The organism is Streptomyces luteogriseus (genome assembly GCF_014205055.1).
GTDB classification, from domain to species: domain Bacteria; phylum Actinomycetota; class Actinomycetes; order Streptomycetales; family Streptomycetaceae; genus Streptomyces; species Streptomyces luteogriseus.
In genome coordinates, this window is the sequence record NZ_JACHMS010000001.1 from 1,683,903 (window position 1) to 1,704,461 (window position 20,559).

Consider the following 20,559-nt stretch of genomic DNA (forward strand, 5'->3'; position numbering starts at 1 on the left):
CGCCGATGGACACCGGGGGGATCGGGCGATGGCACGTGTCGTGGTGGTGCACGGGATCGGGCACGAGTGGTCTGGATCGGCGCTGATGGGTCGGGACGTTGTCCCGGCCCTGCGCGACGGCGTACGGCACGGATCCGGGCTGCGGCTCGACGAGGACATCGCCTGCGCGTTCTACGGCAACGTCTTCTTCGAGGAGGGCACCCGCAACCTTGGTGTGCCGCCCTGGGACGAGCACGACGTCGAGGACGGTTTCGAGGCGGAGTTGCTCACCGCCTGGTGGGAGGCTGCCGCAGGCGCGGACCCGGCGGTGACGGCCCCGGACGAGCCGGGCACCCGCGCGATCCCCGGCACGGGACGGCTGCTGTCCCAGCGGGTCCGCTCCGCGCTGGACGCGCTGTCGGGGTCCCGGTTCTTCGGCACGTACTCGGACCGCATGATGGTGTTCGCCCTGAAGCAGGTGCGACGGTACATGAACGAGCCTGTCGTCTGGCAGGAAGCCCGGGCGCGGGTGGCGGAGGAGATCGGCCCCGACACACGCGTGGTCGTCGCGCACTCGCTGGGCTCGGTCGTGGCGTACGAGGCCCTGTGCGAGCACCCCGAGTGGCCGGTCACCGACTTCGTGACGGTCGGCTCGCCGCTCGGCCTGTCCCTGATCTTCAACCGGCTGAGCCCCCTGCCCGAGAACGGCACGGGGGCGTGGCCCGGCGGCATCCGACGTTGGACGAACCTCACCGACCCGGGCGACATGGTGGCGGTCGTCCACGAACTCGCGCCCCGCTTCGGCGCGGTGACCGACGAACTGCTCGACAACGGCCTGAAGCCCCACAGTCTGCTGCGCTACCTGACGGCCCAGAAGACGGGCCGGGTGATCGCGGAGGGGTTGGGGTGACCGACTCGAGGGCCGGACGGCGGTTTCTGATCTCGGTCGGGGTCGGCACGTACAAGGACTCCGGCATTCCGGACCTGCCGGGGGCGGTGGCGGACGCGGACCAGGTGGCGGCGTTGCTCGCCCCCATGGGCTACACCCGCGCCTTGGCGGACCTGTCCCGCAACCCGTCCCGCAACGCGCTGGTCGAAGGGCTCGACGAGTGGGCGCTCGAGACGGGGCTCGGACCCCAGGACGTCATCGTGGTCTACTTCGCGGGCCACGGACAGAAGAACGGCCCGAAGCACTATCTGCTGTGTGCGAACCACCGGCCCGGCCTGTGGTCCTCGACGGCGGTCAAGAGCGACGACTTCGCCGAGCCCTTGGTGCAGAGCGACGTCGGCCATCTGCTGGTCGTCCTCGACACCTGCTTCGCGAGCGCTGGCACGGAGAGCGTCGCGACCCTCGCGGCCCAGCTCACCGACCGGCGTCGCGGCAGTGCCCAGCGCGCGGTGCTCGCGGCGGCCCGGGGGAAGGAGCAGGCGAAGGAGAACAAGTTCGTCGATGCCCTGGCCAGGGTGCTGGCGAAGCCCCAGGCAGGGCCGTCGCAGCGGTACCTGAGTGTGCGTGAGGTGACTGCGCGGATCAACGAGCTGCTCGACTCCCCGACCCAGCATGCGAGTCACTCCGTCATCGACAGCGCCGGTCAGGACCCGTTCTTCGACAACAGGCTGTATATACCGGCAGCGGACCGGGACGGGCTGGACCTCGCCGTTCTTGCGCAGTTGCACAAGCGCCACGAGGGCCATTACGGCCCGCGAGGAAGAGGCCTAGAGCACGCTGGCGAGCGGGGCAGCTACTTCACGGGCAGGGTGCCCGCGCTGTCCTCCCTTGCGGGCTGGCTCGGGGCTCCGCACGACCGCAAGGCCAGGGTCGTCACCGGCGATCCCGGCTCCGGCAAGTCCGCGCTGCTGGGCCGCTTCCTGGAACTGACCGAAGCGGAGCACCCGGCCCGCACCACGCATCCGGGCGCTGGCTGGCTGCCCCCGCTCGGCATGGACGTCGTACGCCTGTGGGCGCGCCGCGTCACGGGTGCGGACCTGGTCCGCGACCTCGGAGCGGCCCTCGCCCTGCCGGATGCGGGGCGTGACGAACTCCTCGAGGCTCTGGGTGAACGCTCGGACCCGGTCACCATCGTGATCGATGCCCTCGACGAGGCCGGCACCGCGGGCGACCAGTCGGAGGGGCGCCGTATCGCGCGCGAGCTGCTCCAGCCGCTGTCGGCCATGCCGGCGGTGCGCCTGCTGATCGGCACGCGCCGGAACCTGATCTCCGCTCTCGGTCACGCGATCGAGGTCATCGACCTGGACGCCGACGAGCACGCGCGCGAGGCGGTGACGGAGTACGCGCACGCGATCCTGCTGGACGCGCACGACCCGGACAGCCTGTCCCCGTACAGGGGTGATCCGGAGGCGGCCCGGGCGGTCGCCTCCGGCATCGCCGCCCAGGCCGGCCGCTCCTTCCTCGTGGCCCGGATGAACGCACGGGCGCTGGTGCACCGGCAGGAGATGGTCGACACGACGGTGGACGGCTGGGAGCGGTCCCTGCCGGGCGACGCACGCGAGGCGTTCGCGGCCTACCTGGACCGTTTCGGGGAGGGACGACAGCGGGTCGTCCGCCTGTTGCGGCCGCTGGCGTACGCGCAGGGCGAGGGACTGCCGTGGTCGACAGTCTGGGCACCCCTGGCCGAGGCACTGTCGGGCACGGCGTGCACCAACGACGACCTCGACTGGCTGTTCGAGAACGCCGGGTCGTACATCACGGAGTCGGACCACGGTACCGGGTCGGTGTACCGGCTCTACCACGAGACGATGGCGGAGTATCTGCGGGTGCCGAGCCGCGCGGCGGAGCATCACCGGGCCGTCGCGACGGGGTTGGCCGGACTGGTCCCGGCCGATCCCATCAACGGGGAGCGGGACTGGGCGACAGCCCATCCATACATCCTCACGCACCTGGCGAGCCACGCGGCGGCGGGAGGTGACCTCGACCGGTTGGTCACCGACACGGAGTATCTGGTCCACGCGCATCCGGCTTCACTGCTCCGCGCGCTGGACTCCGCGGACAGTGAGCGGGGGCGGCGGCTCGCGTCGGTCTATCGGACGTCAGCGCATCTGCTGCCGCGGCTGCCGGTCGACAACCGGCGGGACGTGCTGTCGGTGGACGCGGCGCGGTACAGGTGGCGGGAGTTGTCGCAGCGGTTCGCCCTGGGGCGGGAGTGGAAGGTGCGCTGGGCCACCGGAGCGCTGGTGCATCCGGCCCATCGGCGGACGGTTGCTGTGGGCAGACCCTCCGTGTTCGCGCTGGACGGAGTTAGTATCGGCAACCGTCCTCACGTGCTCACCCGGGGCGGCACGAGGGTGGAACTGTGGGATCTCCGGACCGGTGAGTGCACCCTCACGCTGGAGGAACCGGGTGCGCCCAGGGCCGCCTGCGGGCTCACGCTGGACAACCATCCCCACGCTCTGGTCGGCGACCAGAAGGGGACCATAGGCCTCTGGGACCTGCACACCGGCGAGCCCGTCCGCACTCTTACCGGCCACTCCGCAGCCGTCCAGACGGTGGCGAGTATGGACTTCGACGGCCGTCCACACGCCCTGACCGGCGGCGAGGACCACACGGTGCGCCTCTGGGACCTCAGCACCGGGGAGTGCAGGCTGGTGATCGAGACAGCGAACACCACCGCGTCGGTCCGCGGCGTCACCATCGACGGCCGGCCTCACGTCTTCGTCCGTGACCACCTCGGGCACGCGGCGGTGTGGGACCTCCACACCGGAGTGCGCACCCGCTCGCTCGGCCAACTCGACGGCCCGACCTGCTGTTCGACCCTCGACGGTCGCGCCCACGTCCTCGCCGCGAGCGGCACACACATGCACCTCTGGGACCTGACCACCGGACGGCAGGTCCGCTCGTTCACGGGACACACCCTTGCCGTGCGCGCCGTCCGCGGCATCGTCATCGACGGCCAGCCTCACGCTCTCACCGGCGGTGACGACGAATCGGTGCGCCTGTGGGACCTCCGGACCGGGGAATGCAAACTGGTCCTCATCGGGCACACCAACTTCGTGCACTCGCTCTGCGACTCGGATCTGGACGGGCACCCACACGCCATCTCGACCGGGTTCGACGGCACCCTCCGCCTCTGGGATCTGACCAGCACCCACGCGGTCCCGTCCTGCGAGTGGCACACCGACTGGATCACCGACATCACGGAAGTCGTGCTGGACGATCGCCCCCACGTCCTGACGGGCAGCTACGACGGGTCCGCCCGTCTGTGGGACATCGACGCCGGTGAGTGCGTCGACGCGTTACCGCTCCTGGAGCGTGGCGATGCCGTCGACTGCGTCGTCATCGACGATCGACCCCACGCCCTCACCCTCGACGCCGACGGCATCATGCACCTCTGGGACGTTCGAACGGGAGAGCGCGTCCGCAGCTTCAGCGGAGGAACCGGCGAACTGCTCGCCGGGGACCTCCTCACTATGGACTGCCGCCCCCATCTGGTCACGGCCTCCTACGAACGATCCGTCGAGCTCTGGGATCTGAGCACGGGACAGTGTTCTCGGAACCTGGACATCGGAGACCGTGCCATCGAGGCCATCGTAGGCGTGGTCGTCGACGATCGCCCGTACGCTCTCACGACCGCCTACGACCCCGAAGTACGCATGTGGGACTTCGAAAGCGGACGGTGCGTCCGCGTTCTCACGGGGCACACCTCCTCCGTGGAGGCGATGTGCCGCACCATGCTCGACAACCGCCCCCACCTGCTCACCGGCAGCTACGATCACACCGTGCATCTGTGGGATCTCCACACCGGAGAGACCGTCCTCCGCCTCACCGGGCACACCGCCCCGGTCAAGGTGGTCCGCAGTGTCACCGTCGACGGCAAGCCCCACGCCCTGACCGCCGCGGAGGACCACACCGCCCGACTGTGGAACCTCCGTACCGGCGAGTGCACGCACACCGTCGGCATTCCCCTGGCCATCACCGCGGCCACCGTCGTCGACAACCAGCTCATCCTCTGTTTCGCCAACGACATGGCCCTCTTCGAGAGGTAACCCCCAGCCCCCATGCCCAGAGCCGGTCTCACCCCCGAGCGCCTCGTCGCGGCCGCGGCCGATCTCGCCGACGAGGTCGGGGTCGAGGGGGTCACCCTCTCCGCCCTGGCCCGTCGCTTCGGGGTGAAGGACGCGAGTCTGTACACCCACGTCCGCGGCCTGCGGGACCTGCGGATCCGCATGGCCCTCCTCGCCGGTGGCGAGATGATCGACCGGATCGCGGCGGCGGTCGAGGGACGGGCGGCCGGCCGGGACACGCTGGCCGCCTTCGCCGCCGCCTACCGGGCCTACGCCCTGGAGCACCCGGGCCGGTACGCGGCGACACAGCTGCGGATCGACCCGGAGCTCGTCACCGATTCCCCCGCGATGCGCCGCACGGCCGACGTCACCTACGGCATGCTCCGCGCCTACGGCCTGGAGGAACCCGACCTCACCGACGCCGTGCGCCTGCTGCGCAGTACCTTCCACGGCTACTGCGCCCTGGAGTCCACCGGCGCCTTCGGCGCGCCCCGTGCCGTGCAGGTCTCCTGGGACAGGGCGATCGACGCCCTGCACGTACTGCTGCGGAACTGGCCGAGCGAGAAGAGGACACCCGATGGCCGAACCCACCCGATCCGTTGACACCGCCGGTGTCATAGCCGAGCTCCACTCCCTGGGCAGCGGCCCGTGGACGATGACGCCCGTCACCCGCGGCGCCCTCGGCCAGATCTGGAAACTCTCCGGAAACGGTTGCTCCTACGCCGTGAAGGAACTCCTCTTCGGCTGCGACGAGGCCCAGGTCGCCCGCGAGGCGGCGTTACGGGATCTCGCGGCCGGCCTGGGCATCGCCTCGCCGCGTCTTCACCCCGACCGGCACGGCGCGCACGTCTCCCGCCTCGACTCCCCGGGCGGCGGAACCTGGGTGAAGCTGTACGACTGGATCGATGGCGACCGGGCGGACCCCGGCGATCCTGACGTCCTGGACTGGTTCGGCCGGACCATGGCCCTGCTCCACCAGGCCGGTGAGGGAGCCGTGGAGACCCCGGTCGACTGGTACGAGCGGTGCCCCGACGACGCCGGCTGGGAGGCCGTCCTCAAGAAGGTGCGCGACGCCGGCCTGCCGTGGTCGCAGGAGCTGGACCGGTTCATCGCCACGACCGCGCCTGCGCTGGCCCACTGGGTGACCCCGTCGGCGCCGGGCGGCCTGGTGACCTCCCACCTCGACCTCCAGCCCCAGAACGTCCTGGTCGGCCGCGACGGGCCGGTTCTCCTCGACTGGGACAATGCCGGCCCCGTCTGTGCGGAACGGGAGTTCGCCCGCGCCGTCTTCGTCTGGTGCGGCGGCAACGACGTGGACATCGCCTCCGCACGGCGTCTGGCCCGGGCCTACCGCGAGGCCGGCGGCCGAGCCGTCCTCACCGGCCCGGAGTCCTTCTCGATGCTCTTCGCCACGGCCCTGAACTACATCCACGTGCAGGCCGAGACCTCCGTCGACCCCGCCGTGACCGCCGCGCAGCGGGAGTTCGCGGCCCGGCAGGCCGTGCTCTGCCTGCGCGCCGTGCCCGACCTCGCCGCCGTCTCCCTGCTGGTCGCCGCGCTCGACACTCCCTAGGTGTCCTGTCCCGGCAATTTGGTGACGCGGCCGGCTGGGGTGTGGCCGGGCGCGCCACCCGGCGCGGCGAGCCCCGCCACCTCGTCGTACGACGGTGTCGGACCCGCCGGTGTCCGGCCCGCGCGGAGGTCCGCCACCGCCTCCAGGGCCGCGCCCAGGGCCCGCCGGAACAGCAGCGAGCCGAGGCTGACGCGGCGTACGCCGACGTCGGCGAGATGGGCTACGGTCGGGCCGCCGGGTGAGTAGAGGACGTTGAGGGGCACGTCCAGGCGGCGCACCAGGGCCTCGATGCCGCGCAGGTCGGTGAGGCCGGGCACGAACACGCCGTCCGCGCCCGCCTGTCGGTAGACGTCGAGGCGTGCGAGCGTGCCGTCACCGTCGCCCAGCCAGTGGGTGTCGGTGCGGGCGTTGACGAACAGGCCGGGCGCGGCCCGCTTGACCGCCGCGATCTTCGCCGCGTGCCGGGCGGCCGGTCCGAGGCCGTCCTCGAGGTTGACGCCGATGACTCCGACGGCGTACAACTCCCGCGCGAACTCCGCCACTTCGTCCGGGTCGTCGCTGAACCCGCCCTCCGCGTCGACGGACAGCAGGATGGGCTCGGACCCCAGGGCCGTGGCCAGCCGCAGCGTCTCCGCCCGGGTCGCCGCCGCCCCGTCGGGGAGACCGGCGGCCGCGGCGACGCCCAGGCTCGTGGTCCCGATCGCCCGGAACCCCTGCCCCGCGAGGGCCCGGGCGGACGCGTGGTCCCAGGCGTTGGGCAGGAGCAGGGGCTCCCCGGCTCGGTGCAGGCCGGCGAAGGCGGTGGCGGCCCGGCCGGACGGTGTCTGCTGCGGATCTGCGGTCATACCGCCACGCTAGGCCCGGCTCGCTTCGGCGCGGACCGAAGTACGGCGGCCGCCGGCGAACCGGAGGCGGCGTGAGGAGGGCCCGAGGGCCGCAGCCCTCAGTCGACGTGCACGCCGGACCCGTCCAGCCGGACCCGTACGCCGGGCCCCTCGCTCCAGCGGACCGTCAGTTCCCGCTGCCCGGACGCGGTTACGGCGACCGTTTCCGCCAGCGGATCGGGGTCCGCCTCGGCGGTGAGCCGGGCCAGGGCGACGAACAAGGTGCTGTCCCCGGTGGTGACGCCGGTGAGGTCCTCGTCGAGGCCCACGGCGGGCAGCAGTTCGGCCCGGGCACCGTCCGGTGCGCTCCACCCGGTCACCCGGACCGCCGTGCCCGGCGCCGCCCCCGCGACCAGATGCGCCCGCACCTCCACCGCTCCGCGCACCAGCACCACGCTCGTCACCCGCGCTCCCCCGCCGGCGGTGTGCCGGGACGCCGCCCAGCCGTCGCCCACACCGAGCGGTTCGATGCCGGTGCGGCTCGGGTCGCCGTCGACCAGGACGCTGTTGTCGTACGCGTCCGAGGGTGTCGTCACCGTGGAGTACGCCAGCCGCGTGTAGTACGGGTCGTAGCGGACGTCCTCGCTGCCGTGGTTGTGGAGGCGGACCACGCCGTCGGAACGGGTGGACTGCAGGAGCCAGTTGGGAGGGCCGACGGGGGTGACGCGGTCCGCGCGTTCGGCGGGGGCGGCCTCCTCCGGTGCCGTCCAGACCTCGTGGTCCGGGGGCAGGAGCAGACCGAGGAAGCCCTTGCTCGCCCAGTACGGGGAGGCCGGGCCCGAATAGCCCTGGAGGACGGACTCGTCAGGGCCGTGCCAGCCGAGGGACAGCAGGCCCCGGTCGTCCACCGCGCCCCGGTCCAGGAAGTACTTCAGCGCGCCCGAGGCCAGCCGCCGGGTCTCGCCGGAGGGCAGGGGCGTACGGCCGGTCAGCGCGCCCAGCCACAGCGGGGCCGTCGTGGCGAAGCGGTAGGTCAGCGAGCGGCCCTGGTGCATGGGGGCGCCGTCGCCGCCGAAGAGGCGGGCGTAGTCCGAGAGGTGCCGGGAGAGGCGGTCGCCGTACAGCGCCAGCAGGCGCTCGTCCTGCTCCAGCCAGGCGTGCAGCACCGGGTAGAGGTGCATCGCCCAGCCGTTGTAGTAGTCGTACTTGCGGCCGTCGCCGTCGGTGTACCAGCCCTCGCCGACGTACCACTGCTCGATGCGTTCCAGGCCGCGGTCGACGGCCGCGCGGGCGGCGTCCGGCTCGTAACCGATTTCGGCGAGGAAGCCGCCCACCATGACCGGGAACAGCTCCCAGTTGCAGGGCCAGGGCTCGGCCGTGAGCGCGTCGGCCAGCCAGGCGGCCGTCCGCCGGCGTACGCCGTCGTCCAGGCGGTCCCAGAGCAGGTCCCGCGTGAGGCGCAGGGCCAGGGCGATGGAGGCCGCCTCCACCAGGGGCTGGCTGCGGTCCTCGATGCGGGGCCAGACGCCCGAGACGCCGGCGGCCAGGCCGGTCGCATAGCGTTCCAGGGACTTCTCGTCACGGCGGAAGGCGGCGAGCAGCAGGGTGCGGGCGTAGCCTTCCAGGCCGTCGGAGAGGCGGCCCGACCAGCCGGCCCGGTCGCCGGGCAGGTGGTACAGCGCGCGGTCCTCGGTCGCGTACGGCTCGACTGCGGCCAGCAGGGAGTCGGCCGCCGCCTCCCAGTGGGCGCGGGTGTAGCCGGTGAACGGGGACGTCGTGCGGTCAGCGGGAGGCAGCTGCATCGGTTGTCTTTCGTGCTCGGGCCGGTGGATACGGATCAGACCTGGAGCGCCCCGGTTCCGGTCGGGGCGCCCCAGGGGTTCATCCCACCCGCACGGTGCCCTTCGGCACCAGATGCCGGGTGACGAGTTCGTCGCGGACCAAGCCCGCGTAGGCCGTCGCACCGCGCACCGACGTGTGCGTGTTGTCCCGCGCCTCGTTGGTGAGGTACAGCGCCTTGGAGCCTTCCACGCCGAGGGACTCCACCAGCGCCTTGGTCTTCGCCGTGAGGTCGATCAGCGGGACGTCCCGCGCGGCGGCGACCGAGCGGATGACGGCCGGGTGGTCGACACCGAGGCCGTTGACCAGGAGCGCGGTTCCGTTGTTCAGCGTGCCGTCGGGGTTGAACCAGCGCCGCACGATGGGAGTGACAAGGACCGGCTGTCCGCCCCGCTCCCGGACGCCCGCGACCAGCGCTTCCAGGTTGGCCCGGTAGGTGGCCTCGTCCGTGGTCTTGTCGTTGTGGGCGAGCTGGACCAGGACCGCATCGCCGGGGCGGATCAGGGGCCGTACGGTGGCCCACAGCTGCGGGTTCCCCAGATACGTGACCGTACTCTCCCCGGAATCGGCGTAGTTGGCGACGGAGACGCCCTTGCGGAGGTACTGCGGCAGCTGCTGGCCCCAGCCGGAGTACGGATCGCCGGGCTGGTCGCAGACGGTGGAGTCGCCGACCAGGAAGATCTGACGGGCGTGCCGGGCCCGCTTGACCTCGATCCCGGCCAGGGCTGGGGCGGTGCCGCCGATCCTCAGGTCGAGGCCGTTGGTCCCCTCGGGGCCGGTGGGCTCGCCCTCGGGAGTGCGGACGTTCACCGTGAAACTGCGGGTGATCCGCTCACCCGCCGGTGCGGCTGTCTCGGGGAGCAGGGACCGGCGGCTCTCGCCGCTGATGCTCGTGGCGGACGCTGTCTTTCCGCCGACCACGACCCGCACGTCGTACGTGCCCGGCGGAACGTCGAAGTGGCAGGTGTCGGCGGTGCAGTGCGCGAGGCCCCGGCCCCCGCTCCCCGCACCCGCGTGGGCGGGAACGGACGACAACGCGGTCCCCAGGGTCACCGCCGCGACGACGGCGATGCTGAAACGTCTCACTCCAGGCTCCTCCCGGCACACGACAAGACCTGGACGGGGACCGTACCGCTCCGGACAAGCGCTTTCTAGACCCCGAACAGCATTCACCAGATCTACGGCCCGGCGCGGGTGAAAGCCCTTTCGCGAAATCGATTCAACTGTCACTCTCGCTCCCACCGCACTCCCCCCACCTTTCGCAGGAGGCACCCCCCATGCCCGGAGCCACGAACAGACCGGTCGGCCGCCGCGCGGTCGTCCTCGCCGCCACGGCCGGTGCCGTCGGCGCGGCCCTCGCCCGCCCGGCGCACGCGGCGGGTTTCGGCTGGACCGACGACGGCGCGAACTACGTCGTCGACACCGGCGCCCAGCTCGTCTTCAAGGTCGCCAAGTCCACCGGCGACCTGACCTCCCTGGTCTACCGGGGCACGGAGTACCAGGGCTACGGCGGCATGAACTCGCACATCGAGTCCGGCCTCGGCGCCTCCACCGTGAGCATCAAGCAGTCCGGTACGACGATCCTGATCTCCGTCACGCACGGCACGCTGAGGCACTACTACGCGGCCCGCAGCGGCGAGAACAACGTCTACCTGTGGACGAACAAGGCCGACACGTCCGTCACCGCGAGCCGGTACATCGTGCGGGTGCGAAAGGGCGCCTTCCTCAACGACGAGCCCGACTCCTACACCTACGCGCCCACCACCATCGAGGCCTCGGACGTCTTCCGGAAGTCCGACGGCCAGACCCGCTCCAAGCACTACTCCAAGCTGCGCGTCATGGACTACGCCCACATCGGCTGGTCCGCCGGCGGCGTCGGCCTGTGGATGGTGCGCAGCAACCACGAGAAGGCCGCCGGCGGTCCCTTCTACCGCTCCCTGCTGCGCCACCAGAGCGCGGACGGCGGGGGGCTCTACGAGATCCTCCACTACGGCCAGAACCAGACCGAGTCGCAGCGCTTCGGCCTCCAGGGGCCGTACGTCATCGCCTTCACGGACGGCGGGGCGCCCTCCTCGGCGCTGTACGCGGGCACGCTGACGACGCCCTGGGCCGACTCGCTCGGCATCGCGGGGTACGTGCCGGCGAGCGGGCGGGGCAAGGTGGCGGGCGTCGGGATCTCCGGGCGGAACACGGCGTACCCGTACACCGTCGGGCTCGCCAACCCGTCGGCGCAGTACTGGGGTCCGGCGCGTTCCTCGGACGGCTGGTTCTCCCTTTCCGGTGTGCTGCCCGGGACGTACACGCTGACCGTGTACAAGGGCGAGCTCGCGGTGTACACCACGTCGGTGAGCGTGTCGGCGGGCGGCACGACGACCCTGAACACGATCGCGATCCCGTCCTCCAACGACCCGTCGAACGCGGCCGCGATCTGGCGGATCGGCGACTGGAACGGCACGCCGGGCGGGTTCAAGAACGCGGACCTGATGACGTACGCGCATCCGTCCGACACCCGGGCCGCGTCCTGGACCGGGAACGTGGTCGTCGGCAACGGCGAGACGGCGGCCTTCCCCTGCTACCTCTGGAAGGACGTCAACAGCGGGATCCTGGTGTACTTCAAGCTGACGGCGGCCCGGGCGGCCGCCGCGCACACCCTGCGCATCGGGGTGACGACGGCGTACGCCAACGGCCGGCCCCAGCTCACCGTCAACGACGCCTGGACCTCGGCGATCCCCGCCCCGCCCGCCCAGCCGGACACCCGGTCGCTGACCAACGGTTCCTACCGCGGCAACAACCACACGTTCACGTACAGCATCCCGGCGTCCGCCTGGAGGACGGACACGAGTCAGTACAACGTGCTCAGGATCGACGTGGTGAGCGGGTCGGGGGCGAGCGGGTTCCTCAGCGCGGGGACGGCGGTCGACGCGATCGACCTGCTGGCCTGAGCGTCCCCCGGACCGCCCGCGTCGTCATGTCCCGCGCGTCCACTGCTGGTTGGTGCCTCCGTTGCACGTGTACGTGATGAGCGCGGCGCCGTTGGCGGTGGACGCGCCGTTCACGTCGAGGCACTCGCCGCTCGCGCGGGAGGTGACCTTCACGTACGAACCGGTGGTGGTCAGCGACCACTGCTGGTTCGTCGCGGAGGCGGCGCAGTTCTCCTGCGTGACGGTGCTCGCGTTCTCCTGCACGCACTGGCTGCTGTTCCTGACCATCAGCTGGTAGTAACCGCTTCCGACGGACTTGAACCAGTACTTCTGGTTGGCGCCGCCGTTGCAGTCGTACTGCTTGATCTGAGCGCCCGGCCAGAGCGACTGGCTTGTGACGTCCGCGCACTTGGAGGAGTGACGGGCGATCAGGGTGTTGTACGTGGCGGCGGTACCGGTGACGGTCCCGGCGGCCGTGTCGATCGTGACCTCGGGTGACCAGGCCATGGACATCGTGGTCGAGTTGGCGAAGGTCAGCGGCAGCCACACGTACCGGGAGTCGTTGACCGTCCCGCCGAAGGAGTTGCCCCAGCGGTCGCCCAGGTAGAGGTACGACGTGCCCGAGGTGCCCTGCACGGGCAGGACGAACGCGGTCTGTGAGCCGTACGCCGTCGAGTCGCCGATGTTCTTCATGGCCGTCCAGGGACCGGCGATGCTGGTGGCGGTGGCGTACTGCTGCTGGTTGGGGTTCCAGCCGGTGGCGCCCGAGGTCAGCATGAAGTAGACGCCGCCCCGCTTGAACAGCGCCGGGGCCTCGCGGTGGCCGCCGGGCCAGGGGTTGGCGACCAGGCTCGCGATGCCGGTGTAGTCGGCGGTGAGGCGGTAGATCTGGAGGTCGTAGTTCTCGCGGGCGGCGGAGATCATGTAGCCGGCGCCGTCCGTGTCGGTGAAGACCGTGATGTCGCGGGACATGTGCTGGCCGAGCGGGCGGAAGCTGCCCTTCCAGGTGTAGTCGCCGTCGACGGTGTCGGAGACGGCGACGGCCGCGCGAGCCTCGCTGTAGTCGGTGCCGTTCTCCTTGTGCATCCACATCACGAACGTGCCGGTGGAGGCGTTGTACATCACCTTCGGCCGCTCGATGTTGGCGGTCGCGAGCTCCGGATCACTGGCCTCGGTGAGGACGTGGTTGCGGAACTCCCAGTTCTTCAGGTCGGTCGAACGGTAGGCGTCGACGTACCGGAAGGTGTTGTCGGCGTTGCGGTGCTCGCCGAACCAGTAGTAGTAGGAGCCCACTTTGAGGACTCCGCCGCCGTGCGCGTGGACGGGGTTGCCGGAGGTGTCCGTGAACTGGGTGCCGTTGGTGATCTTCTGGGGCGCGGCCTGGGCGGGGCCGGCGGTGGCGAGGGCGCCGAACAGTGCGAGGCACAGGGCGAGAAGGGCGGCGTAGGCACGTCTCACGTCAGCCACCTGCCGTTGCCGTGTCGGCGACCGGGACGCCGAAGTCGGGGGTGCCGTCGCGCTTCCAGCCGAGCTTCTGGACGCGGGTGTGGCGGTTGGGATCGTTCAACGGGTCGCCGTTGATCTCCTTGTACTGCCGGGCGTGGTAGACGAGGACGTCGGTGCGGCCGTCCTCGGCGACCGTGAAGCAGTTGTGGCCGGGGCCGTACTGCTTGGACGTGTCGTTGCTGGTGAAGACCGGGGTCGGCGACTTGGACCAGCTCGTCGGGTCCAGGAGATGGCTGTCGGCGTCGGCGGTCAGCAGGCCCATGCAGTAGTTGAAGTCGGTGGCGCTGGCCGAGTACGTCATGAAGAGGCGGCCGTTGCGCTTGAGGACGTACGGGCCCTCGTTGACCTTGAAGCCGATGCACTCCCAGTCGTACTCCGGGGTGGAGAGCCGCACCTGCGGGCCCTTCAGGGTCCAGGGGTCGGCCATCTCCGAGAGGAAGATGCCCGTGTTGTTGTCCAGGCCGGGCTCGTGCTGGGCCCAGGCGAGGTAGCGCTTGCCCCGGTGGGTGAAGGTGGTGGCGTCCAGGGAGAAGGTTTCCCAGGCCGTCTTGACCTGGCCCCTTTCCACCCAGGTGCCCTTGAACGGGTTGGGGTGGGCGTTCTCCAGCACCCATATGCGGATCGCCCAGACGTCCTCGGCGGGCGCGGAGGCGAAGTAGATGTACCACTTGCCGCCGATGCGGTGCAGTTCGGGCGCCCAGATGTGGGCGCCCATGGGGCCGGTGGCGTGGGCGCGCCAGATGACGGACTCGTCCGCCGTGCCGAGGCCGCGCAGGGTGCGGGAGCGGCGCAGGATGATGCGGTCGTACTCGGGGGCGGTGGCGGTGAAGTAGTAGAAACCGTCCTTGTGCCGGTTGATGTGGGGATCGGCACGGTTGCGGACCAGGGGGTTCACGAAGGGGGCCGGCTTCGGGTGCCCGGCGGTTGTTCCGGCAGCGGCTCCTCCCCGGGGCGCCGCCTCTGCGACGCCGGGGAGGGCGGGGACGGCGGCCAGGGCGCCGGCGGCTGCGGCGCCCTTCAACAGCATTCTGCGGCTGGGGGGTTCGGGCAGAGCGTGGTCGCGGTCGCGGCTCATGCGGTGGGGCCTGCCTCTCACTGGGGGACACACGGCGTCGTCGTCGCATACGACGTCTGATATCTCGAACACCATCTGTCATTACGAACGCCGAAAAGGTAAGGGGGTGACACGTGGAGGTCAACGGGTCTGACGGGACGAACACGTCCGGCTCGGTGAGGAACCCGCCGGGGTCGGTGACGACTGCGCTTCGCCCTTTTTCGGAAACAGCGAGCGCCAATTTTCTGTTATCGGCGCAGCCATGAGCCGTCTCCGGTCATGTGCGCAGCCTGATCCACACCACAGCAGCGGCCGCGGGCGTCCTCGCGGCGGTCGCGTCCCTGGTCACCGTCACCGCTTCCCCGGTGGTGGCCGCCGGCGCCCGGGACGTCACGGCCGAGGTGCTGGCCGGCCGGGACGTGACGCTCGGCGGCGACACGGTCGTCACCGTGCCGCCCGGGACGACGACGTACGACGGCGTGTTCCGCGGCGAGGGCACGCTCACGGTGCGCGGCAGCGGGACGCTGATCCTGACCAGGGACAGCGACTTCACGCTCCCCCGGGCCCGACAGCGGCAACGGGTGCGGACGGCGGGCGGCAACCACCCCTACGTGACGGTCAGCCGTCCCGACCCTCCGGCGGTCACCGTCGAGCGCGGGGCGACGCTCCAGTACGGCGACGGCGGCACGACCGGCCTGATCGGCCACTTCCCGTACGACACCCCGGCGTTCCGCCTCAACCAGGACAACATCCGGGTCGACGGCACCCTCCGCCTCTCCCTCAGGAGCGCCTACACCCTGGGCACCATCAGCGGTTCGGGCCTGATCACACAGCCCAGGTTCCTGTGGGGCACATGGGACGTGCCGGGCACCCACTCCTTCTCCGGGGTGATCGACAACGGCACGCAGGCGAACGCCGGGCGCCCCGAGTACGCGACCTCGCTGCCGCGCGTCCGCAAGATCCTCAACCAGGGCACCTGGACGGTCGACACCCCGCTGGGCCGGACCGTCACGATGGGCATGGACTTCTACCAGCGCGAGTACGGCAGCGACATCAACGTCCAGTCCCGGCCGGGCGGCGAGGTGGTCCTGACCGGCCAGTACAGCTGGTCGGACCGGGGCGGCGACACCGACCCCTCGCTCAGCGACCCGGCCCTCAACTGGACTCCCGCCCGCAAGAACGTCAACAAGCGCGGCACCAACATCAAGGGCGCGAACGTCCGGTGGGGCGACGGCACGACCGACCGGATCTTCATGCCGGGTACGGCGGAGACCGTTTACATCAACCTGCTGGCGGCCCGCGAGCGCTCCCAACTCACCTTCGACTACAACGGCCCGGTGACGCTCGGGGCCCCCATCGGCGGCGGCAGATTCCACGACACCCTGTCGGCCCCCGGCGCCGGTGACGTCGTCATCGCGGGCACGCCCGGCAACGACGTGACCTTCGCGGCCGTACAGCACTACGACGGCTCCACGACGGTGGAGAAGGGCGCGGTCCTGCGCCTGGGCAGCGGCAGACGGGGCGGCGACGGCGGCCTGTACACGGGCGGCGCCCACTACCGGCTCGTCAACAACGGCGCGCTGGTCCTGCGCAACACGACCAGGCCCCTCACCCTCTCCCGCATCGCCGGTGGCGGCTCCCTCACCCAGTCGGGCACCGCCACCACGACCCTGACGGGCGGGGCGGTGACGTACACCGGGCCGACCACGGTCTCCACGGGCACGCTGGCGCTGCGCGGCGGGGCCACCCTCACCCGCAGCAAGGCGATCCGGCTCACCTCGGCCGGGGCGGAACTGGACGCGGGCCGGACGGGCCTGCGGGTGGCGACGACACTGACCGGCAAGGGCACGGTGAGCGGCGCGGTCACCAACGGTGGCACGGTCACGACGGGCCTCACCGTCAACGGCCCCTACACGCAGAGCCCGAAAGGCTCACTGGTCCTGCGGAAGGAGCCGCTGACCGTGACGGGCCGGGTCCGGCTGGCCGGGGACCTCGACGTCTCGGCCGCGCCCCGGGACGCCGCCGAGATCATGGTGCTGGACCACAGGGGCGAGGCCCGCACGTCGGGAACCTTCACCGGCCTGAAGGAGGGCGCCCGCCTCAGACTGGCCGACACCACCTACCGTCTCACCTACCGGGGCGGCGACGGCAACGACGTCGTCCTCGCCACCGATCGCGCTCCCCGCCCCTCCCCCGCCCCCTCCGCGCCCCCCGCGGTGACCTCCCGCAGCGCCGGTGCGTCCCCCCACCTCGGTTTCGGCTGGTGGCCCTACGCCCTCGGCTCCGCCCTGATCATCAGCCTCGCGGTACCGGTGGCGACGCGACGGAGGCGGGGCGGGCGGCATGCGGGCCGCCCGCGGCAGTGATCCGGCCGGTCCTCACAGCTCGGACTCGCCCCACACCGTGACCTCCACCTCGTCCCCCACCGCCACCCTGCCGGGCCGGAGGACCGCGTACTTCGTGCCGAAGGCGACGCCGCCCTCGGTGGCTCGGCGGTAGCCGGCGAGGGTGCGCAGGGGCTCCGGGCCCGCCCGGGTGCCGACGTCCTGGTCGACCAGCGTGACCGCGCAGCGGATGGCGAGCTTGGCGTATCCCAGTTCCGTGGTGCCGATGCGCAGGCGGTGCGCGCGGTCCTCGGTGTGGGGGTCGTCCCAGCCGTCGACGACGAGGTTGGGGCGGAAGCGGTCGACGGGGAGGGGCCGGGCGCCCCGGGCGGTCATCCTGGTGTTGAGGAGGTCGAGGGTGGAGCGGGAGAGGACGTGCAGGGCGCAGCTGTCGGCGTAGCCGGAGGTGCCGGGTGTCAGGCCGTCGGTCACCCGGCCGTGTTCCGGTGGGGTCCGTACCAGCCGGCTCCGTACGCCGAGCCGGTCCGAGAGCCAGTCCGCTGCCTCCTCGCCCTGGTCGATGCCCTGGTAAGCGGTTCCGAACAGGTCCACCTTCTGCCGGGTGCCGGACGTGTCCACCCGGAGGTGGAGGGGCTCGGCGCCGGGTGCGGTGAGCGTGAGGTGGCCGCCGTCGGAGGTGATGAGGGGGCGGATGACGGCCAGCAGTGGGTCCCGGCGCTGCGTCCGGTACACGCCCTCCTCGCTGACGACCATGAAGCTGCGGTCGTGCGCCAGTCCCGCCCGGGTCAGCAGCGCCTCGGGAACCGACGTACCGGCACAGCCCTTGACGGGGTAGTAGGACAATTCGACGACTCGAGCCATGGCCTTCCGTTCCGTACGGCGGTTCGACGGGTCAGCGGCCGCTGGGGGCTTCGGGGAACCCGAGCCGGGGCGCCAGCAGCCGCGCCTCGGCGGCCCATTCGGCGAGGTACGCCAGGGCCAGCCCCCTTTCCCGGTAGCGGAGTTCGGCCGGGACGGTGCCTTCGCCGCCGTAGGCCACCGGCTCCTCGTCCGCTCGCGCCAGCATCATTGCGGCGAGCCAGTCGTACTTCACCGCGGAGGCGCACACGCCGAGTCGGACGAGGGCTTCGTCGCCGCGCCAGCCGCTCCCGCGCAGTCCCTGCACGTAGGCGTCGTACGCCGCCTTGGCCAGGCCCGGCAGGTCGGCGGCGGGGACGAACAGGTCGAAGACGCAGTCCGGGAGGTAGTTGCCGAGGTCCTCGCCCAGGGCGCCGTCGCCGGTGAAGGCCCAGTCGAGCAGGACGCCCGCGTCGGGACCGTCCGCGCGGAGGTTCGCCGGCCACTGGTCGAGGTGGCACAGGGCGCGGGGCAGCGACTCCATGACCGTGAGGAACCACTCGCGGTCGTGGCGGAGGCGGACCATGTCCTCGCGCAGGCCGGGCGGGAAGTGCCGTCGGATCAGGGGGTGTTGCCACGCCTCGTCGGTGTCGAGCAGGGCCTCGCCCGTCGTCTTCCCCGCCGTGTAGTCGCGCAGGAAGCGCCGCGAGAGCCACGGGGTGTCCTCCCCCGCGCCCACCGTCCCCTGTGCGGCTCCCAGGCGGTGGGCGTGGTCGACGTGGCGGGTCAGGGACCAGGCGGTCGCCGGTGCGCCCGGCACGTCCTCCAGCCACAACGCCACGTCGCCGTCGGGGCGTTCGGCGCACTCCAGGAGCCGGGGTGCGCGGATGCCGTACCGCTGCCAGACCTGGGCGAGGCCGGCCCCGTAGACGTACGCCTCGCGGCGCCAGAAGTTCCAGTGGCGCGGATCATTGGACGCCGCCCAGCTGACGGCGGTCTCCTTCGTCCGCGTCAGGACCTTCAGGACGGCCGAGCGGTCGCCGCCGGTGACCCGCCACACCCCGGCCGTGACGCCGTTGCACGGGTTGTGCGTGAGCGGCTCGAACACCGCCCTGTCCGCCGGGACTCCCAGGACCTCACGTACTTCGGCTGGCGCTGCAGCGACCTCGGGCATCCCCCGATGCTATGCCGCCGCCTCCACCGTGTCCTTGCGTCCCCGCAGCCACACGTACACCGGGATTCCGGCGAACAGGAACAACACGCCCTGATAGACGGCGGCGTACCCGGCACCGGCGATCAGCCAGAACGAGAAGCCGAAGGAGAGGGCCGCGACCGTCAGGTCCCGGGCGAGTCCGGCGGGGCGGACGCGGTCGCGGGTGCCGCGGGCCAGCCAGTACAGCTGGGCCGCCGCCGACAGCAGGTACGGCACGCAGCCGGTGAACGTGGTGATCAGGACGAGGACACGGAACGTGGTGTCCGGGCCGGCCGTGTAGTTGAGGGCGATGAGGAGGCTGCCGAGGACCGCGCAGGCCCACACCCCGAACCCGGGGACGCCGCCCTTGCCGAGGCGGGCGAAGGGCGCCGGGAAGAGGCCGTCGCGGGCGGCGGCGTACGGCATCTGCGCGGCCATGAGGATCCACCCGTTGAGGCAGCCGGTGATCGAGGCGACGGCGACCAGGGCGATGGCGGTGCCGCCCCAGCCGCCGCCTGTGATCGCGTTCACGGCGTCGGCGAAGGGGGCGCCCGACTCGACGAGCCGGTCGTGCGGGACCAGTCCGAAGACGGCGATCGTGCCGAGGACGTAGACGAGGGCGGAGGCCAGGGTGCCGAGGACGCTCGCCCGGCCCACGGTGCGCTCGGGGTCGCGGACCTCGCCCGCGCTGACCGCGGCCGACTCGACGCCGAGGAAGCTGTACAGCAGCAGCGCGGCGGAGGCGGCGAGCGCGCCGGAGACGCTCTGGCCGGAGGCGTTGAACGGGCCGAAGTTGTCCGCGTCGACGAAGAACAGACCGATCGTGGCGAGCAGGAGCAGCGGCACGAACTTCAGGATCGTGGAGACGACCTGCACCGCGCCGACCCAGCGCGTGCCCGCGAAGTTCGCCGCGGCGGGCAGCCACAGGGCGGCCATCGCGACGAGGGCCTGGAGGGCGTGGTTGCCGTGCAGGGGTATCAGGACGTCGACGTAGCCGACGACCGCGACGGCCAGGGCGGCGATGCTGACCCAGCACATCGTCCAGTACGACCAGGCCGACAGGAATCCGGCGAACTCGCCGAAGGCGTCCCGCGGGTAGACGTACAGGCCGCCGGTCACGGGGCTGCGGCGTGCGAGCTTGCCGAAGAGCAGGGCGAGCAGCACGGCTCCGACGGAGAGCACGAGGAAGGCGAGCAGGCTGATCGTGCCGTAGGGGGCGACGGTGGCGGGCAGGGCGAAGATGCCGCCGCCGATGATGTTGCCCATGACGAGGGCCGTGGCGGCGGCGAGGCCGAAGGTGCGGCGGGGAGCGGGCGCCGCGGCGGTGGCCGACTCGGCGGGTTCGGCGGCCTCGGTGGGCCTGGGGACGGTCATGAGGGTTCCTGTACAAGCGGAGGGAGAGGGTCCTGATCGTAACCGTCATCCCATATGCTGGTCGATCTGTTCATCTGATGGACACAATCGGCTGGG

The 20,559-nt window shown here is 71.6% G+C and carries 14 protein-coding genes; 6 read left to right on the forward strand and 8 right to left on the reverse strand.

Features of this window, described 5'->3' with window-relative positions; all coding sequences use genetic code 11:
* Window positions 1-28 precede the first annotated feature (28 nt).
* From BJ965_RS07625 to BJ965_RS07640, 4 genes are read left to right on the forward strand one after another with little or no spacing between them, the layout of a single operon-like run.
* Window positions 29-889, forward strand: a complete 861-nt coding sequence (locus tag BJ965_RS07625) for an alpha/beta hydrolase (protein WP_184907974.1) — start codon at window positions 29-31, stop codon at window positions 887-889.
* Window positions 886-4,980 carry a caspase family protein gene (locus tag BJ965_RS07630; RefSeq protein WP_184907975.1) on the forward strand — a complete coding sequence of 1,365 codons (4,095 nt, stop codon included), beginning with the start codon at window positions 886-888 and terminating at the stop codon, window positions 4,978-4,980. Before BJ965_RS07625 ends, BJ965_RS07630 begins: the two co-directional genes overlap by 4 nt.
* Window positions 4,981-4,992: 12 nt before the next feature.
* The gene (locus tag BJ965_RS07635; protein ID WP_184907976.1) at window positions 4,993-5,601 is read left to right on the forward strand and encodes a TetR-like C-terminal domain-containing protein; all 609 of its coding nucleotides are present in this window, start codon (window positions 4,993-4,995) and stop codon (window positions 5,599-5,601) included.
* Window positions 5,576-6,571 (forward strand): phosphotransferase enzyme family protein, encoded by a 996-nt coding sequence (locus tag BJ965_RS07640; RefSeq protein ID WP_184907977.1) that lies wholly within the window; start codon window positions 5,576-5,578, stop codon window positions 6,569-6,571. Before BJ965_RS07635 ends, BJ965_RS07640 begins: the two co-directional genes overlap by 26 nt.
* On the opposite strand, the gene BJ965_RS07645 is transcribed toward BJ965_RS07640, so the two are convergent.
* The 3 genes from BJ965_RS07645 to BJ965_RS07655 all read right to left on the reverse strand — a co-directional run bounded on the left by BJ965_RS07645 (window position 6,568) and on the right by BJ965_RS07655 (window position 10,320).
* Window positions 6,568-7,416, reverse strand: coding sequence for an isocitrate lyase/PEP mutase family protein (locus BJ965_RS07645; protein ID WP_184907978.1), 849 nt, complete (start codon window positions 7,414-7,416; stop codon window positions 6,568-6,570). The genes BJ965_RS07640 and BJ965_RS07645 overlap by 4 nt on opposite strands.
* A gap of 98 nt (window positions 7,417-7,514) precedes the next feature.
* Window positions 7,515-9,197 (reverse strand): DUF2264 domain-containing protein, encoded by a 1,683-nt coding sequence (locus BJ965_RS07650; protein ID WP_184907979.1) that lies wholly within the window; start codon window positions 9,195-9,197, stop codon window positions 7,515-7,517.
* Window positions 9,198-9,276: 79 nt separating this feature from the next.
* Window positions 9,277-10,320 (reverse strand): rhamnogalacturonan acetylesterase, encoded by a 1,044-nt coding sequence (locus BJ965_RS07655; protein ID WP_184907980.1) that lies wholly within the window; start codon window positions 10,318-10,320, stop codon window positions 9,277-9,279.
* Window positions 10,321-10,511: 191 nt separating this feature from the next.
* Between BJ965_RS07655 and BJ965_RS07660 the strand changes: the two genes are divergently transcribed.
* Entirely contained in the window at window positions 10,512-12,176 is a 1,665-nt protein-coding gene (locus BJ965_RS07660) for a rhamnogalacturonan lyase B N-terminal domain-containing protein (protein ID WP_184907981.1), read from the forward strand.
* A 24-nt stretch (window positions 12,177-12,200) separates the two neighbouring features.
* On the opposite strand, the gene BJ965_RS07665 is transcribed toward BJ965_RS07660, so the two are convergent.
* Window positions 12,201-13,613 (reverse strand): RICIN domain-containing protein, encoded by a 1,413-nt coding sequence (locus tag BJ965_RS07665; RefSeq protein ID WP_184907982.1) that lies wholly within the window; start codon window positions 13,611-13,613, stop codon window positions 12,201-12,203.
* A gap of 1 nt (window position 13,614) precedes the next feature.
* Window positions 13,615-14,736 (reverse strand): glycoside hydrolase family 43 protein, encoded by a 1,122-nt coding sequence (locus tag BJ965_RS07670; RefSeq protein ID WP_184907983.1) that lies wholly within the window; start codon window positions 14,734-14,736, stop codon window positions 13,615-13,617.
* A gap of 260 nt (window positions 14,737-14,996) precedes the next feature.
* Between BJ965_RS07670 and BJ965_RS07675 the strand changes: the two genes are divergently transcribed.
* Window positions 14,997-17,081, forward strand: a complete 2,085-nt coding sequence (locus BJ965_RS07675) for an autotransporter (RefSeq protein WP_184907984.1) — start codon at window positions 14,997-14,999, stop codon at window positions 17,079-17,081.
* A 12-nt stretch (window positions 17,082-17,093) separates the two neighbouring features.
* Here the strand turns inward: BJ965_RS07675 and BJ965_RS07680 are convergent, their stop codons facing one another.
* From BJ965_RS07680 to BJ965_RS07690, 3 genes are read right to left on the reverse strand one after another with little or no spacing between them, the layout of a single operon-like run.
* Window positions 17,094-17,921 (reverse strand): MOSC domain-containing protein, encoded by an 828-nt coding sequence (locus tag BJ965_RS07680; RefSeq protein WP_184907985.1) that lies wholly within the window; start codon window positions 17,919-17,921, stop codon window positions 17,094-17,096.
* Window positions 17,922-17,952: 31 nt separating this feature from the next.
* Entirely contained in the window at window positions 17,953-19,071 is a 1,119-nt protein-coding gene (locus BJ965_RS07685) for an aminoglycoside phosphotransferase (RefSeq protein WP_184907986.1), read from the reverse strand.
* A gap of 9 nt (window positions 19,072-19,080) precedes the next feature.
* On the reverse strand, window positions 19,081-20,463 hold the full coding sequence (locus tag BJ965_RS07690; protein ID WP_184907987.1) for an amino acid permease: 1,383 nt from the start codon (window positions 20,461-20,463) through the stop codon (window positions 19,081-19,083).
* Window positions 20,464-20,559: the final 96 nt, after the last annotated feature.

Coding starts and splice junctions, on each gene's coding strand:
- BJ965_RS07625 (WP_184907974.1), top strand. CDS start 29: ATGGCACGTGTCGTGGTGGTGCACGGGATCGGGCACGAGTGGTCTGGA.
- BJ965_RS07635 (WP_184907976.1), top strand. CDS start 4,993: ATGCCCAGAGCCGGTCTCACCCCCGAGCGCCTCGTCGCGGCCGCGGCC.
- BJ965_RS07640 (WP_184907977.1), top strand. CDS start 5,576: ATGGCCGAACCCACCCGATCCGTTGACACCGCCGGTGTCATAGCCGAG.
- BJ965_RS07645 (WP_184907978.1), bottom strand. CDS start 7,416: ATGACCGCAGATCCGCAGCAGACACCGTCCGGCCGGGCCGCCACCGCC.
- BJ965_RS07650 (WP_184907979.1), bottom strand. CDS start 9,197: ATGCAGCTGCCTCCCGCTGACCGCACGACGTCCCCGTTCACCGGCTAC.
- BJ965_RS07660 (WP_184907981.1), top strand. CDS start 10,512: ATGCCCGGAGCCACGAACAGACCGGTCGGCCGCCGCGCGGTCGTCCTC.
- BJ965_RS07670 (WP_184907983.1), bottom strand. CDS start 14,736: ATGAGCCGCGACCGCGACCACGCTCTGCCCGAACCCCCCAGCCGCAGA.
- BJ965_RS07680 (WP_184907985.1), bottom strand. CDS start 17,921: ATGGCTCGAGTCGTCGAATTGTCCTACTACCCCGTCAAGGGCTGTGCC.
- BJ965_RS07685 (WP_184907986.1), bottom strand. CDS start 19,071: ATGCCCGAGGTCGCTGCAGCGCCAGCCGAAGTACGTGAGGTCCTGGGA.
- BJ965_RS07690 (WP_184907987.1), bottom strand. CDS start 20,463: ATGACCGTCCCCAGGCCCACCGAGGCCGCCGAACCCGCCGAGTCGGCC.